At 69.0% G+C, this 15257-nt stretch carries 10 protein-coding genes; 3 read left to right on the top strand and 7 right to left on the bottom strand.

Features of this window, described 5'->3' with window-relative positions:
* The first annotated feature begins 1 nt into the window (after position 1).
* Positions 2 to 2122: a RelA/SpoT family protein gene (locus tag BLQ03_RS07815; protein WP_090754566.1), complete on the top strand. Its 2121-nt coding sequence runs from the start codon at positions 2 to 4 to the stop codon at positions 2120 to 2122.
* A 130-nt stretch (positions 2123 to 2252) separates the two neighbouring features.
* Entirely contained in the window at positions 2253 to 2876 is a 624-nt protein-coding gene (locus BLQ03_RS07810; protein WP_090754563.1) for a DUF2062 domain-containing protein, read from the top strand.
* 2 nt (positions 2877 to 2878) lie between these two features.
* Here the strand turns inward: BLQ03_RS07810 and BLQ03_RS07805 are convergent, their stop codons facing one another.
* From BLQ03_RS07805 to gltX, 3 genes are all read right to left on the bottom strand, one after another.
* A complete protein-coding gene (locus BLQ03_RS07805) occupies positions 2879 to 4189 on the bottom strand; it encodes an NAD(P)/FAD-dependent oxidoreductase (RefSeq protein ID WP_090754561.1) in 1311 nt (436 codons plus the stop codon).
* 75 nt (positions 4190 to 4264) lie between these two features.
* Positions 4265 to 5557 (bottom strand): citrate synthase, encoded by a 1293-nt coding sequence (gltA, locus tag BLQ03_RS07800; RefSeq protein WP_090754559.1) that lies wholly within the window; start codon positions 5555 to 5557, stop codon positions 4265 to 4267.
* Positions 5558 to 5609: 52 nt separating this feature from the next.
* Positions 5610 to 7001, bottom strand: coding sequence for a glutamate--tRNA ligase (gene gltX, locus BLQ03_RS07795; RefSeq protein ID WP_090754556.1), 1392 nt, complete (start codon positions 6999 to 7001; stop codon positions 5610 to 5612).
* A gap of 105 nt (positions 7002 to 7106) precedes the next feature.
* On the opposite strand from gltX, the gene BLQ03_RS07790 reads away from it, so the two are divergent.
* Positions 7107 to 9455 carry a ComEC/Rec2 family competence protein gene (locus BLQ03_RS07790; RefSeq protein ID WP_245688738.1) on the top strand — a complete coding sequence of 783 codons (2349 nt, stop codon included), beginning with the start codon at positions 7107 to 7109 and terminating at the stop codon, positions 9453 to 9455.
* A gap of 214 nt (positions 9456 to 9669) precedes the next feature.
* Here BLQ03_RS07790 and wecB read toward each other — a convergent pair whose 3' ends face one another.
* The 4 genes from wecB to BLQ03_RS07770 are packed head-to-tail and all read right to left on the bottom strand — an operon-like array spanning position 9670 to position 15211.
* Positions 9670 to 10770, bottom strand: coding sequence for a non-hydrolyzing UDP-N-acetylglucosamine 2-epimerase (gene wecB / locus BLQ03_RS07785; protein ID WP_090754554.1), 1101 nt, complete (start codon positions 10768 to 10770; stop codon positions 9670 to 9672).
* A complete protein-coding gene (locus BLQ03_RS07780) occupies positions 10767 to 11693 on the bottom strand; it encodes a sulfotransferase family 2 domain-containing protein (RefSeq protein WP_090754551.1) in 927 nt (308 codons plus the stop codon). Before BLQ03_RS07780 ends, wecB begins: the two co-directional genes overlap by 4 nt.
* 36 nt (positions 11694 to 11729) lie before the next feature.
* Positions 11730 to 13730: a glycosyltransferase gene (locus tag BLQ03_RS07775; protein WP_090754549.1), complete on the bottom strand. Its 2001-nt coding sequence runs from the start codon at positions 13728 to 13730 to the stop codon at positions 11730 to 11732.
* Complete coding sequence (locus BLQ03_RS07770; protein ID WP_090754548.1) at positions 13703 to 15211, bottom strand: hypothetical protein; 1509 nt, start codon at positions 15209 to 15211, stop codon at positions 13703 to 13705. The genes BLQ03_RS07775 and BLQ03_RS07770 overlap by 28 nt, the downstream gene beginning before the upstream one ends.
* Between the last annotated feature and the right edge of the window lie 46 nt (positions 15212 to 15257).

Here is a 15257-nt window from a genome sequence, read left to right as displayed (position 1 = left end):
GTTGGACAAGTTCGACGTCGAGGATCTGATCGCGCTTGTCCGCAACTACAACCCGCGGACCAACACCGACCTCATCCGGCAGGCCTATGACTATGGCCGCCGGATGCACGAGGGCCAGTTCCGGCAGTCGGGCGAGCCCTATTTCACCCATCCGGTCGCCGTCGCCGCCATCCTGACCGAGATGCGGCTGGACGACGCCACCATCGTCACCGCCCTGCTGCACGACACGATCGAGGACACGCGCTCGACCTGGTCCGACGTGGCGCAGCTGTTCGGGCGCGAGATCGCCGACCTGGTGGACGGCGTCACCAAGCTGACCAACCTGCAGCTGTCGGGCGCCCATTCCAAGCAGGCGGAGAACTTCCGCAAGCTCTTCATGGCCATGTCCCGCGACCTGCGGGTGATCCTGGTCAAGCTGGCCGATCGGCTGCACAACATGCGCACGATCAAGTCGATGCGCCCCGAAAAGCAGGTCCAGAAGGCGCGCGAGACGATGGAGATCTATGCGCCGCTGGCCGGGCGCATGGGCATGCAGTGGATGCGCGAGGAGCTCGAGGATCTCGCCTTCAAGGTCCTGAACCCCGAGGCGCGCAATTCCATCATCCGCCGCTTCGTGACGCTGCAGAAGGAAAACGGCGACGTCATCCCGCAGATCACCGGCGACATCCGCGCCCTGCTGGAAGCCGAGGGGATCGAGGCCACGGTCTTCGGACGCGCCAAGAAGCCCTACAGCGTCTGGCGCAAGATGCAGGAAAAACAGCTGAGCTTCAGCCGCCTGTCCGACATCTACGGCTTCCGCATCATCACGCGCAGCGAATCCGACTGCTACCGCACGCTGGGGATCATTCACCGCAAGTGGCGGATGGTGCCGGGGCGCTTCAAGGACTACATCAGCCAGCCCAAGTCGAACGGCTACCGCTCGATCCACACCACCGTCTCGGCCCGTGACGGTACCCGCGTCGAGGTGCAGATCCGCACCCGCGCCATGCACGAGGTGGCCGAGGCCGGCGTCGCCGCCCACTGGGCCTATCGCGACGGCGTGCTGAGCAAGAACCCCTTTGCCGTCGACCCGGGCGAATGGCTTGCCTCGCTGAGCGAGCGCTTCGGCGAGGAGGATCACGACGAGTTCCTCAAGCACGTCAAGCTCGAGATGTACCAGGACCAGGTCTTCTGCTTCACGCCCAAGGGCGACGTGATCCAGCTGCCGAAAGGGGCCACGCCCATCGACTTCGCCTATGCGATCCACACGCGGCTGGGCAACAGCTGCGTCGGTGCCAAGGTGGACGGCATCCGGGTGCCGCTGTGGACGCGGCTGAAGAACGGGCAGTCCGTGGACATCATCGCGGCCTCGGGCCAGCGGCCGCAGGCGACCTGGCTCGACATCGTGGCGACCGGCCGCGCCAAGGCCGCGATCCGGCGCAGCTTGCGCGAGGAGGACCGTTCGCGCTTCATCCGGCTGGGGTCCGAGTTGGTGCGCGTGGCCTTCGAGGCGGTGAACCGCAAGGTCACCGACAAGGCGCTGCGCGCCGCGGCCAAGGCGCTGGCGCTGCCGGACGCCGACGAGATGCTGGCCCGCATCGGCTCGGCGGAACTGTCGGCGCGGCAGGTGGTGGGCGTCCTTTACCCCGACCTTGCCCCGGCCGAGGCCGAGGTCGATCCCTCCCGCGCCGTGGCCGGACTGGAAGCGGACCGTGAACTGACCCGCGCGCCCTGCTGCGACCCGCTGCCGGGCGAGCGGATCGTGGGCATCACCTATCGCGGCAAGGGCGTCGTGATCCACGCCATCGACTGCCCGGCGCTGGCCGATTTCGAGGATCAGCCTGCCCGCTGGGTGGATCTGCGCTGGCGCGAGGGGCGGCATCCGCCGGTCTATTGCGCCAAGCTGAGCCTGACGATCCGCCACGATGCGGGCGTTCTGGGGCGGATCTGCACGCTGATCGGCACGCAGGGCGCCAATATCTCGGACCTGGAGTTCGTGGACCGCAAGCCCGACTTCTATCGTCTGCGGGTCGAGGTCGATCTGCGCGACATCGAGCATCTGCACGCCCTGCTGACGGCGCTTGAAGCCGAAAGCGACGTGGCGCAGGTGTCGCGCATCCGGGACGAGACCGCGCGGGTCTGACGGTCTGTCCGCCACGCTGCTCACCCTCTGGCATATTTGACCGCCGCGCCAGGGTGGGGCGGGTTGTGCGGCGGCCTTCGGGCTGGTTCACTCGGGGTCAGGTCGGTTCGGGTTCGAAGGAGGCGGGCCGGTGTTCAAGCGCAAGCCACGCAGCTATTCCCAGATGCTGGGGGATTTCGTCTATCCTCGCGGAGGCTGGTCCCGGGCGGCGCAATATGTGGCGCACCGCATGGGCCGGCTGCCCGACCAGCCGCACCGGATAGCGCGCGGTTTCGCGGCGGGAACCTTCATCAATTTCACGCCCCTGTTCGGCTTTCACCTGCTGGGGGCTCTGGCGCTGGCCTGGGTGTTGCGTGGCAACCTGCTGGCGGCGGTGCTGGGAACCTTCATCGGCAATCCGGTGACGATCCCCTTCATGGCGATGATCTCGATGGCGCTGGGCCGCTGGATGCTGGGGGTCGAGGGCAGCATGGCGCCGGCCGCCATCCTGGGCTCCTTCACCTCGGCCGGGCGGCAGTTGACCCACAACTTCATGGCGATCTTCGACGGCCGCGTGGCGCAGTGGGACCAGTTGCAGACCTTCTTTCACGCCATCTTCCTGCCCTATCTCGTCGGCAGCATCATCCCCGGCGTGATCTCGGCCCTGATCGCGCATTACCTGACCGTGCGGGTGGTCGAGGGCTATCAGCGCCACCGCGCCGCCCGGCTGGCACGGCGGGCGGTGGGCCAGGTGCGCAAGGACAGGGGCGCCTGAGCTCAGACGCCCAGCCGGTCGCGCAGGGAATACCAGCTCATCCCCGCGACCAGCAGCGGCCAGCGCAGGCCGGCGCCGCCGGGGAAGGGACGCGAGGGCAGGGCGGCCATGGCATCGAACCCCTCGGACTGGCCCATCACCGCCTGCGCCATCAGCTTGCCCGCAAGGTTCGAAAGGGCGACGCCGTGACCCGAATAGCCGCTGGCCGACAGGCAGTTCGGCGCAGGACGGGTGAAATGCGGCATCCGGTTCAGGGTGATCGCCAGCGTCCCGCCCCAGGCATGGGTGATCCTGACGCCCTTCAACTGGGGATAGACCTGTTCCAGCGGCTTGCGGACCTTGGCGGCGATGTCCCTGGGAAAGCGATAGCCCAGGTTCTCGCCCCCGCCGAAGACCAGCCGCCGGTCGTCGCTGAGCCGCCAGTAGTTCACGACGAAGCGCGTGTCGTGGACCGCCACGTTCTCGCCCAGGATCTCGTCGGCGCGCGCGCCCAGCGGCTCGGTGGCCACGACGAAGTTGTTGATCGGCATGACGCGGGCAGCCACGCGCTCATCAAGACGGCCGAGGTAGCCGTTCGCGGCGAGGATGAGGTGATCGCAGAGCACCCGGCCCGTGCCGGTCTGCACGATTGTCTTGTCGCCTGCCCGCGCGGCATGGCGGATCGCGTGGACATGGCTGTTCTCGTGGATGCGCACACCGGCGGCGACCGCAAGCCGCGCCAGCCCCAGGGACAGCGCCAGCGGGTCGAGGTGTCCGGCGCCCCGGTCCACGTCGCCGCCGACATAAAGGGGCGACTTGACCAGAGCACGCAGACCCTGCTGATCCAGCGGCTGGACCAGGGGATAGTCATAGTCGCGTGCCAGCCGCTCGGCGTTCTCGCGGGCATGGGCGGCCTCGCGTGCCGTCCGGGCGGCATGGGCGATGCCGTCATGGACCGTGACGCCCGCCTCGGCCGCATAGGCGCGCACCAGCGCCTTGGCCTCCTCGGCCATGTCCCACAGGCGCCGCGCAGCTTCGCGCCCCGCCATGCGTTCCAGCTCGTCCACCTCAAGCCGCTGGCCCGAGCCAAGCTGCCCGCCGTTCCGGCCCGAGGCGCCAAAGCCCACCCGCTGCGCTTCCAGCAGCACGACCTGCCGTCCCGCGCGGGCCAGCGTCAGCGCCGCCGACAGGCCCGTGTAGCCGCCGCCGACCACGACCACGTCGGCCCTCGCCTCGCCGCGCAGGCGGGGGAAGGGGGCAAGGGCCGGGTTCTGCTCGGCGTAAAGGCTTGGCGGGTATTCCCCGCGCCGGTCATTGGCAAACAGCAGGTTCATTGCGGCCTCGGCTTCGACAAAGATAGAAAAGGGGCCGCAAGGGCCCCTTCTGCCGTTCGTCCGGGCAGGACCGCCTCAGCGGTTGGCGACGGGCACGTAGTCCCGGCGATCCTGGCCGACATACAACTGGCGCGGACGGCCGATCTTGCTGTCCGGGTCGCCCAGCATCTCGGTCCACTGGCTGATCCAGCCCACGGTGCGGCTGAGGGCGAAGATAGGCGTGAACATCGAGGTGGGGAAGCCCATCGCCGACAGGATGATGCCGGAATAGAAGTCCACGTTCGGGTAAAGCTTCTTCTGAACGAAGTAGTCGTCCTCCAGCGCGATCCGCTCGAGTTCCTTGGCGACCTGCAGGGTCGGGTTGTCCTCGATCCCGAGGATGCCCAGAACCTCGTCGGCCGATTCCTTCATGATCTTCGCCCGCGGGTCGAAGTTCTTGTAGACGCGATGACCGAAGCCCATCAGGCGGAAGGGGTCGTCCTTGTCCTTGGCGCGCTTGATGTATTCCGGGATGCGGTCGACCGACCCGATTTCCTGCAGCATCTCAAGGCAGGCCTGGTTGGCGCCGCCGTGGGCCGGACCCCAGAGACAGGCGATGCCCGCCGCGATGCAGGCGAACGGGTTCGCGCCCGAGGAACCGGCCAGGCGGACGGTCGAGGTCGAGGCGTTCTGCTCGTGGTCCGCGTGCAGCATCATGATGCGGTCCATCGCGCGGGCCAGCGCCGGATCAACCTTGTATTCCTCGGCCGGGACCGAGAAGCACATGTGCAGGAAGTTCGACGCGTAATCCAGCTCGTTGCGCGGATAGACGAAGGGCTGGCCGATCGAGTACTTGTAGGCCATCGCCGCGATCGTCGGCAGCTTGGCGATCAGGCGGATCGAGGCGACCTCGCGGTGCCAGGGATCGTTGATGTCGAGGCTGTCGTGGTAGAAGGCCGACAGCGCGCCGACCACGCCGACCATGGTCGCCATCGGGTGGCTGTCGCGGCGGAAGCCCCGGAAGAAATAGTGCATCTGCTCATGCACCATCGTGTGGCGCGTGACGCGGTTCTCGAAGTCTTCCATCTGCTTGGGGCTCGGCAGCTCGCCGTAGAGCAGCAGATAGGCGACCTCGAGATGGTGGCCGTGCTGGGCCAGCTGTTCGATCGGATAGCCGCGATACCACAGCTCGCCCTTGTCGCCGTCGATATAGGTGATGGCGCTGGCGCAGGATGCGGTCGAGGTAAAGCCGGGGTCGAAGGTGAACACGTCCGCCTGGCCGTAGAGCTTGCGGATGTCGACGCAATCCGGCCCCACGGTCGGGCTGAGGATCGGCAGGTCGAGTTCCTTGTCGTTAACGATGATCCGGGCAGTCTTCGCTTCGGCCATCACACAGTCCTTCTGCCAGAGGCCCGAACCGGGCCGATAAGATCGGGGTCTCTCACGCCGTGGCGTCTGCCAGGCGGGCGAGCGTTTCGTCGCGGCCCAGGGCCAGCATCATGTCGAATACGCTGGGGGTCGTGGTCCGGCCGGCCAGCGCGGCCCGCAAGGGGGCTGCGATCTTGCCCAGTCCGACGCCGTGCGACTCGGCAATGCGCTGGGCCGCCGCCTCCAGATCGTCTCGCGCCCAGTTAGCATTCTGCAGCGCAGCGGTCAAATGATTGAGTATACCAACGGATACCGGATCAAGCGCCGCGCGCGCCTTGTCGTCCGCCTGGACGGGGCGGTCGATCAGGGCAAAACGCGCCTGCTCAAGCAGTTGCGGCAGGGTGCGGGCCTTCTGCTTCAGCACGCCCAGCGCTGGCGTCAGGCGCTGCAGCTGCAGCGGCGTCAGGGCGGGCTGGGCGGTGGCCTCAAGGAAGTCCGCCAGTTCCTTCAGCAGCGCCTCGTCAGCCATGGCGGCGACATGGTGGCCCGAGACATGCTCCAGCTTCTTGAAGTCGAGCCGCGCGGGCGCCTTGCCGATGCCGTCCAGGTCGAACCACTCCAGCGCCTGCGCGTCGTCGAACAGCTCGTCGTCGCCATGGCTCCACCCCAGCCGGGCGAGATAGTTCCGCATGGCCGCCGCCGGATAGCCGAGCGCCGCATATTCGTGCAGGCCGACCGCGCCGTGGCGCTTGGACAGCTTCTTGCCGTCGGTGCCGTGGATCAGCGGGATATGCGCGAAGACCGGCAGGTCCCAGCCGTTCGCCGCATAGACCTGCGCCTGCCGTGCCGCGTTCGTCAGGTGATCGTCGCCCCGGATGATATGCGTGACACCCATGTCGTGGTCATCCACCACCACCGCGTGCATGTAGGTCGGCGTCCCGTCCGAGCGCAGCAGCACCATGTCGTCCAGCTGGTCGTTGCGGAAAGTCACGTCCCCCTGCACCGCGTCATGGATGACCGTCACGCCCTCGCGCGGTGCCCGTAGGCGGATCGCGTGGGGTGCGTCCGGCCGGGTCGAAGGGTCCGCATCCCGCCAGGGGCTGACGAAGGGCTGGTTCGGGTTCTCGGCCCGCCAGGCCTCGATCTCGGCCGGCGTGGTGTAGCAGGGGTAGGCCGTGCCTGCCGCCATCATCTGGCGCGCGACCTCGGCATGACGTTCAGCGCGGGCGAACTGGCTGACCGGCTCGCCGTCCCAGTCGAGGCCGAGCCAGGTCAGCCCTTCCAGGATCGCCTGCGTCGCCTCGGGCGTCGATCGCGCGCGGTCCGTGTCCTCGATCCGCAGCAGGAACCTGCCGCCGCGGCCGCGCGCATAAAGCCAGTTGAACAGGGCCGTGCGCGCCCCCCCGATGTGCAGATAGCCCGTGGGCGAGGGCGCAAAGCGGGTGACGACGGGGGATTGGGGCATGGGCGCGTCCTGATGCGGTCGGTCGGGCGGTCGTTAACCTTTCGGAAAGGACCGCGAGGGTAGGGTCGCGGCAGGGATACGCGACGATTGCGGGGAAGGACAAGGTTGACGGCGACCGACGCGGCACCTTCGGACGGCCGGCTGCGCGCGGGGCTGCGCACACTGGTTGCGGCGCTGATGGCGCGTGGGACCTCGCGCACGCTGCCCACGGCCGAACGGGTGACGCGCGCGGGCCTGCTGATCTGGGCGCCGGTGCTGGTCGCGCTGGGAATCGGCGGCTGGTTCCTTCTGCGGTTCGAGCCGGGCCTGCCGCATTACGGGCTGGCCTTGGCCGGGATGCTGGCGGCAGCGGGGCTGGCATGGCTTGCGCCGCGCGGGGCGATCGCGGGGCGGCTCGACTGGGACCGGGCCGACCTGCTGCGGCTGGGCAGTCTCGGCGTGGCGCTGGCGCTGGCGGGGTTTCTCGCGGCAGGTCTGCGGCTGCATCTCGTGGCAGCGCCGGTGATGGATTACCGCTATTACGGGCCGGTCGAGGGCCGCGTGGTGGAAATCGACCGTTCCGCCCGCGACCGGATGCGGGTGATGCTGGACCGCGTGACGTTGCGCGACACTGCCCCCGCGCGCACGCCCCGGCGCGTGCGGCTGTCCCTGACCGGCGACATCCCGCTTCCGCAGGTGGGCAGCCGGGTCATGCTGACCGGTCATCTCGGCCCGCCGCCCGGCCCGGCCGAGCCTTACGGCTTCGACTTCCGCCGCGCGGCCTTTTTCGAGGGGCTGGGCGCGGTCGGCTATACGCGCACCCCCATCCTGACCGTCGAGCCAGCGCCTCCGCGCCGCCTTGATGCGACCGCCGTGCGGCTGGCGCTCTCGGCCGCCATGCAGCGCGGGATCGGCGGGCAGGAAGGCGCGGTCGCCTCGGCCCTGATGACGGGCGACCGCTCGGGCATTGCCGAGTCCACGAACCAGCTGATGCGGGATTCGAACCTGTACCACATCGTCTCGATCTCGGGCCTGCACATGAGCATGCTTGCAGGCTTCGTCTATGCCGCCCTCAGGCTGGCGCTGGCGGGCGTGCAGGCGGCCGGGCTGCTGGTGGGCAGGCCGGTCCACAAGCTCGCGGCGCTGGTCGCGCTGGTGGTGGCGACCGTCTACCTGTGGCTCTCGGGCGGGGGCGTGCCGACCGAGCGCGCCTGGCTGATGGTCGCCGTGATGCTGGCAGCCGTGCTGGCCGACCGCCGCGCGATCTCGCTGCGGACGGTGGCGCTCGCCGCGCTGGTGATCCTGCTGGTCGCGCCCGAGGCGCTGGTGACGCCCGGATTCCAGATGAGCTTTGCCGCGACCGCTGCACTGATACTGCTGTTCCCCGCCTGGTCGCGCAGGGCGCAGCTGCTGCCTTGGGTCCTGAGAGGGGCAGCGCTGCTGGTGATCTCGTCCCTGATCGCGGCGCTGGCGACCTCTCCGTTGGCAGCCGCCTATTTCAACCGCTCGGCCCAATACGGGATGGTGGCGAACCTGCTGGTCGTGCCGGTGATGGGCGCGGTCGTGATGCCTGCCGGGGTCTTCGCCGCCCTGCTGGCGCCGGTGGGGCTGGCCGGTCCCGCGCTGTGGCTGATGGGGCTGGGCACTCGCTGGATGCTGCATGTGGCCGAACTGGTGACCGGCTGGGGCGGGGCGGTCGTCACGGTGACGGCGCCCCACTGGGCGGCGGTACCACTGGGCGGAACCGGAGCCACGATCGCGCTGCTGGCGCTGCATGGCGCGCGGGGGCGGCTATCGCGTGTTATCGCCGCGCTGGCCGGGCTGATGGTCCTGGGGGGGGCGCTGCTATGGCTAGGGACCGAGCGTCCCCACCTGCTGATCGCCGGGGACGGCACGGCCGTGGGGCTGATGACGCCGGCCGGCCGGGTGTTGTCGAAGCCAGCCGGGGCCTTCATCGCCGACAGCTGGCTGCGTGCCGATGGTGATCTTGCCACCGCCGAGGAGGCCGCGGCTCGTCCCGGCTGGGAGGGCGAGAAGGGTGGCCGTCAGGCAAGCCTTGGCGAGTTCAGGATCGTGCATCTTTCTGGCAAGGGTGCAGCCGATCGGGTCGCGCAGGCCTGTACCGAGGGCGCCATCGTCATCCTCGCCGCGCGCGCGCCCGAGGGCACGGGGAGGGACTGCCTGCTGCTGGACCAGTCCCGTCTTGCCCGCAGCGGCGCGATGGCGGGCTGGCTGCGCAAGGGGCAGATGCGCTGGATCAGTGACGAGACGGCAGTGGGCGCGCGGCTGTGGATCTCGCCCGCCGTGCGGCGCGCATGGGGTCTGAACGAAACCCGCAGGTTTTCTGGCGAGGGAGCAGGCGCGGCGGAGGAGAGGCCCGGCGCGGTGGGCGCAAAGGCAAAGGGTGACCCTGCCGAGCCGAAAGGCGGCGGTGCCGAGACAAAGGAGAGGGAGGCGGAAAGAGAGCAACCCTGACCTAGAGGCACGATGGGCCGTGAACAAGCCGGAGTGCGGATGACCCCGCAGGTCCGTTATAACCCCCACGTGCACGGCGTCGCGCGGGACCGCCTTGGGCTGCGTTGTTTCCTACCAGACCGTGACGTCCCCTGGCTCTGGCAAGGACAAGGCCGCCTTGGAGTGCCGCCTGCACGGGCGATCATCTCCTGAACGGCCCCGAGGCCTCGCGGGCTTACAGCAGATCGCGGCGCAGGGTCTCGACGATGCGGGCGGCGGCCTTGCCGTCGCCATAGGGCGACTCGCAGCGGGCCATCGCGGCATAGGCGGCAGGGTCGTCCAGCAGTTCCTGCGCGGCGGCGCGGATCGGCTCGGACCGCGTGCCGACAAGCTTTGTCACCCCGGCCTCGACGGCCTCCGGACGCTCGGTCGTTTCGCGCAGCACCAGCACGGGCTTGCCAAGGGCAGGGGCTTCCTCCTGCACGCCGCCCGAGTCCGACAGGATCAGGGTCGAGGCCTTCATCGCCGCGACAAAGGCGGTGTAGTCCAGCGGCTCGCACAGGATGACGCGATCCAGGGCGCCGAAACGCTCGCGCACGATGCCGCGGACGTTTGGGTTGTGGTGGACCGGCAGCACCATCTGCACGTCCGGGTTCTCCGCGACCAGCCGCGCCAGCGCATCGCAGATGCGCAGCAGGGGCTCGCCGAAGTTCTCGCGCCGGTGCAGCGTCACCAGGATCAGGCGCTTCGACGGGTCGAGGTTCAGGCCCGTCTGGGGGTCAGTCGCCGCGACGTGATGCAGCGCGTCGATCACCGTGTTGCCGGTCACATGAACGGCCGCCGCCGGATAGCCCTCGGCCAGCAGCTTGTCGGCGGCAAAGCGGGTGGGTGCGAAATGCCAGCGGGTCAGGTGGCTGGCGACAACACGGTTCATCTCTTCGGGGAAGGGGTTCGCGATGTCGCCGGTGCGCAGGCCCGCCTCGACATGGCCGAAGAGGATGCGGTCGTAGAAGGACGCAAGCGCGGTGGCCAGCACGGTCGTCGTATCGCCTTGCGCGAGGATCGCGTCGGGACGCTCGGCCGCCAGCACCTCTTCGAGCCGGATCAGCAGACGGCCGGTCAGCCCGGTCAGGGTCTGGCCCGGCTGCATGATGTCGAGGTCGATATCGGGGGTGATCCCGAAGACCTGAAGCACCTGGTCCAGCATCTGGCGGTGCTGCGCCGTGGCCAGCACCCGGCAGTCGAAATCGGGGTCGGCCTGCAGCGCCCGGATGACCGGGGCCATCTTGATCGCCTCGGGCCGGGTGCCGACCGTGCAGAGGACCTTCTTCGTCATATCCGGTGGTCCCGGTCGATCAGCGCGCAGGCACGGTCGTAAAGGGCGCTGTCCTGCCGATTGGCGCGGATCAGCCGGTCGCGCAGGTCGGGGGACAGCGAGGACAGCATCGCCTCGACCCGTTCGGCCGTGCTGTCGGTCCCGGCATGGGTGACGTTGTGGCGGGTGTCCTCGGGCAGGTTCAGCGTCAGGCCGTACGGAGCCAGGATGTCGCCGAAGCGGGCGACATCCGCCTCGAAATGTTCGGTCCGGCCCAGCAGCTCGACGCCTGTCAGCGTCCTGAGCGCCGTGGCGATGTCATAAACGAGGCCCTCGGCGCTGCGCTTGTGGAGCGGGCGCGTCCGGTAGGGCGAGGCGAAGAAGCGGGTCTGCGCGTTCGAGACATGGACAACCTCTGTCCGCGAGTTCAGGCAATGGTCGATCCACCCCGCCATGTCATGCTTGCGGGCAGCCTGGGCCGTCGAGCTCGTGTCGAACTCGGGCACGGGCAGGGGATCGGGGGGCGGCAGATCCGGTCCGGCTTCGGGGTTTGCCGCACGCTGGGCCTCGAGGGCCCGGCGCGCCAGTTCCGCCTGCAGGTCCTCGGGAGACAGGGCCCCCAGCGGTGTGCCGTCCGGGCGCTCGGGCCCGCGCTTGAAGCGGTAGATCGAGGCGATGCGCAGGAAGGGATTGCGCACGAAGATCGCGGCCAGCGCGCGATAGTCGAGCGAACTGGGCGCCGGCAGGACGATCTGGTGGGACGAGAAGGCAACCGCCTGGGGGCGGCGCATGATGATCCGGTCCAGTTGGTCCTGGTCAATGGTGAAGAAGGAAAAGGGACCGTCGAACAGTTCGTGCCGGCCGCCGAAGTTGTGCGTCAGGACATGGTCGAAGGACGTGCCCGCGTTCTTGTAGATATGGTAGTGAAGAATGACGGTGCGCATCGCGGGACTTTCGGCTGTCGGAAGGAAGGGGTCGGCTCAGCGCGCGCCAGGCAGGCTGGCCGGAGGACGGGCGTCCCGGTAACGGTGCGGCACCCACTTGCCCCAGCGATCCTCGAAGAGCGCGCGGTTCCTTTCGAACAGCTGCTGCTTTTCGCCCGAGGGAAGCGCGTCGAAGCTGGCCGACAGGTGGTGGTGGCAGAAGGCGTCCTCGGCCAGCGCGGTCACCAGCCCCGCCTGGCGGAAGGTGGCGCAGTGGTCGTCGTCCTCGAACATGCCGCGGCCGTAGATTTCCGGCAGGTGCCCCAGCCGGTCCAGGTCGGCGCGGCGGAACATGGCGCAGAAATAGGCGCACACGGGGATAGGGGTCCATTGGCCCCGGTGGCCGGTCGCGAGGTCGCGGGCGGCGCGGACCATGTCCTCCATGTCGGCATAGGCGATCTCGATCCGTGCCTCGTTGCCGATGTTGTTGGTCATGGGGCCGACGATGCCAATCTCGGGGTTGCGCTGCAGGTGGCGGACCATCGCCAGAAGCGCGCCGGGGGCGAGGAAGGTGTCGTTGTTCAGAAGCAGGATGAACTCGCCCGTCGCGGCCTCGATGCCGCGGTTGTTGCCGCGGGCGAAGCCCAGGTTCTCGCCGTTCTCGACCAGCACGATGCGGTCGTCCTGGGCCGCGCGGGCGCGCAGGATGGCCAGCACCTCGGGGGTCGAGCCGTTGTCCACCAGCACGACCTCGAGATTCGGATAGATCTCGCCGCGCCCGAGCATGGCGTGCAGCGTGGCCAGCGTCATGTCGGTGTCCGCGCCGTAATGCAGGACGATCACGGACAGCTTCGGCTCGCGCCGCATCTCGGCCAGCATGTCGCTGGCGCGGAAGGACCAGGCGTTGTCCAGCGCATACTGCCGCAGGCGCTGGCCGAAACCGGCATCGCGCGCTAAGGGTGCGGCGCGGCGGATCTGTGCGGCGAAGCTGGCCGCGTCGTCGGCGCGGAACACCAGATCGCCCGCCCGGTCGAGTTCCGGCAGCGAGGTCGAGACCGTCGGCCGCATCACCGCCGAATATTCATAGAACTTGACCGGGTCGCAGGCCTTGATGATCGGCAGAAGCTGGAAGGGGATGATCAGCACGTCCATCTGCCGGTGGAAGGCCGGCACGTCGCCGTAGGGGATTTCCCCGTGCAGGGTGACGTTGGGCAGGTTCCCCAGCCGCAGCGGCGGCTCGGCCGTGACCGCCCCGCACAGGTGGATGTCGAAGTCCGGGTTGGTGCGGGCGACGGCTTCCAGCAGGTCGGTGTGGAACCATTCGGCGATGGCGCCGACATAGCCCACGCGGATCGCGCCGGGCTTGAGCTTGCCGGCCAGCCAGCCGGGCGCCTGGGTCTGGGTGTCGTCGATGAAATGGCTGACGTCCGTGCCGTTGCGGACCATCACCACGTCGCGCATGGGGCCGAACTTGTCATGAAGATACTGCGAGCTGACGACCATCTTGTCGGCCCGCGCGATCATGTCCAACTCGGCCTCGAGCACATGCGCCTCGGTGTTGGAAAAGCCGCCGATGTCGTCCATGCAGTCGAAGGTGATCTGGTATTCGGGCGACAGGTGACGCGCGAGGTTCCACCAATAGGGATGCTCGATCACCACATGGGACACTGGCGAGGCTGCGACGGCATCCGCCAAGGCGTGGAAATGGTCGATCCAGGCGCGCGCCTGCGCGGGCGTCGGCACGCCGGTATAGGATTGGAGGCCGCGCATCCCCCGGTTCGGCAGCCGCACCACATGGACGCCCGGAGCCACCTCGCGGACGGTGCCCTCGCGCGGGTTCTGCTCCATCTCGATGAAGAAGACGCGGTTCCCTTCCGCCGCCATGCGGGTGGCGAGGTGCTGGGGGCGCTGGATGCGGAAATCCCAGTTGATGATCGACAGCACGAAGATGTCGGGCTTGTCGCCCTCGCGCCCCGGAACCGAGGCATAGCCGCGCGTGGCGGCCGGCTGCGCCTGCACGGGCGAGAAGGTCAGTGCCCGCGGGATGCCCCCCGGCACCGGCAGGCGGCGCTTGAGGCGTTCGAGGGCCGCCCTGGCAGCACGCGCCGCATGGACCGACCGCCAAGGCGGTAAAGGCGGCGATAGATGGGCTTCAGGACGGTGTTCCGTTCCCTTTCGAGCCAGGCCGAGGTTTCCGCCAGCGTCTGCTCGGTTGCCTGCAGATGCGCCTGCAACTGCGCCGCGTGGTCCTGCAGTTCCTCAATCGTGGCCCAGCGCGTTTCGGCGAGGTCGGTCATCTCGTCCCGCTGCGCCTCGGTGGCGGCAAGCCGGGCTTGCAACGTCAGGGCGCGGTTGCGCGCCTCGTCCTGCTGGGCCTCGACGCTGCGCAGGCGGGCCAAGGCCTCGTCGCGCTGGGCTTCGGTGGCTTGCAGCTGTTCGGTCAGCAGGCCGATGCCTTCGTCGCGCTGCGCCTCGGTGGCGCGCAGCTGCTCGGTCAGTTCGGCCACGAACTGGTCCCGCTGGGCTTCGGTTGCGCGCAACTGCTCGGTCAACCGCGCCCGGATGTCGTCCCGCTGGACTTCGGTTGCGCGGACGCGTTCGGCCATGGCCTCGGCATCGGCCAGCCGGTCCGCGACATCGCGTTCCAGTTGGGCTCGCCGCCGGTCCAGCGCGACGATCGCGGCCTGGGCAGAGAGGATCTGCCCGGCATGGGCCTCTTCGACTGCGCGGGCGGCGCAGGACAGCGCGGCAAGGCGGTCGCGATAAGGGGCAAGCTCGGCCGTGCCGGGAACCTCGCCGCGCTTGGCGGCCCCGGCCAGAAACGCAAAAAGGTCCAGCGCCAGTTGCTCGACCGGCCGCTCGGAAGCCGCCGCCTCGCCCCGCCCATGCACGGCCTCGGGCAGGAAGGCCTGCGCAACCAAAGACACGGCCTCGTCGGCCGGGACGTCCCGGAACAGGCCCGCGATCCGCGCCAGGGTGGGGACAGGGTCACGGGTCCAGTCGGGGAACAGGACCAGCTGGCGCGGCAGCCCCTCGGAGCCCTCGATGGCGCCGAGCGTGTGGTTGATCCAGGACAGCATCGCCGCATCCGCGCCGAAGGCGTTGCGGCGCGCCAGCGACTGGGCGACCTCGCGCGGGTCGCGGAGGGCGACCAATACGGCCGCTTCGATGCCGCGCGCTTCCAGCCAGACGCGCCACAGGGGCAGCATCAGCGACAGCCGGGGGTCCTTGACCATGATGCGCGACGCGTCGCCGAAGCTTTCGGCCACCGCCGCGTCCATGCGCGCCAGCAGCGCCGCGTCGGGCGCGGGCAGGTCCAGCGGGCCGACCCGCAGCCAGAAGGCCCCTCGCTCGGACAGGATCGCATCGTTCAGCGCGACCACGGCGCGCGGCTCGAAATGGCCGCGCGGGTTGTCACTGGCCGGGCCGCCCGCGTCGCGCGGAAGGGTAAACCCGAGTGCACCACAGCTTTCGCCAAGGAACGAGGTGCCGCTGCGGTGCATGCCCGCGATCAGCAGGGCGGTCGATGGCTGGGGCAAGGCTGTACGATCCTGATGGCGTCAGACGCGACTTGACCTAACTGCC

The sequence above is a fragment of the Paracoccus chinensis genome (genome assembly GCF_900102885.1).
Taxonomy (GTDB): domain Bacteria; phylum Pseudomonadota; class Alphaproteobacteria; order Rhodobacterales; family Rhodobacteraceae; genus Paracoccus; species Paracoccus chinensis.
The sequence above is the reverse complement of the archived record's forward strand: the minus strand, read 5'-3'. Positions and strand labels throughout refer to the sequence as shown.

Bases quoted from the DNA above. Each gene is read 5' to 3' on its own strand.
- BLQ03_RS07805 (WP_090754561.1), bottom strand. From the start codon at position 4,189: ATGAACCTGCTGTTTGCCAATGACCGGCGCGGGGAATACCCGCCAAGC.
- gltA (WP_090754559.1), bottom strand. From the start codon at position 5,557: ATGGCCGAAGCGAAGACTGCCCGGATCATCGTTAACGACAAGGAACTC.
- gltX (WP_090754556.1), bottom strand. From the start codon at position 7,001: ATGCCCCAATCCCCCGTCGTCACCCGCTTTGCGCCCTCGCCCACGGGC.
- wecB (WP_090754554.1), bottom strand. From the start codon at position 10,770: ATGACGAAGAAGGTCCTCTGCACGGTCGGCACCCGGCCCGAGGCGATC.
- BLQ03_RS07780 (WP_090754551.1), bottom strand. From the start codon at position 11,693: ATGCGCACCGTCATTCTTCACTACCATATCTACAAGAACGCGGGCACG.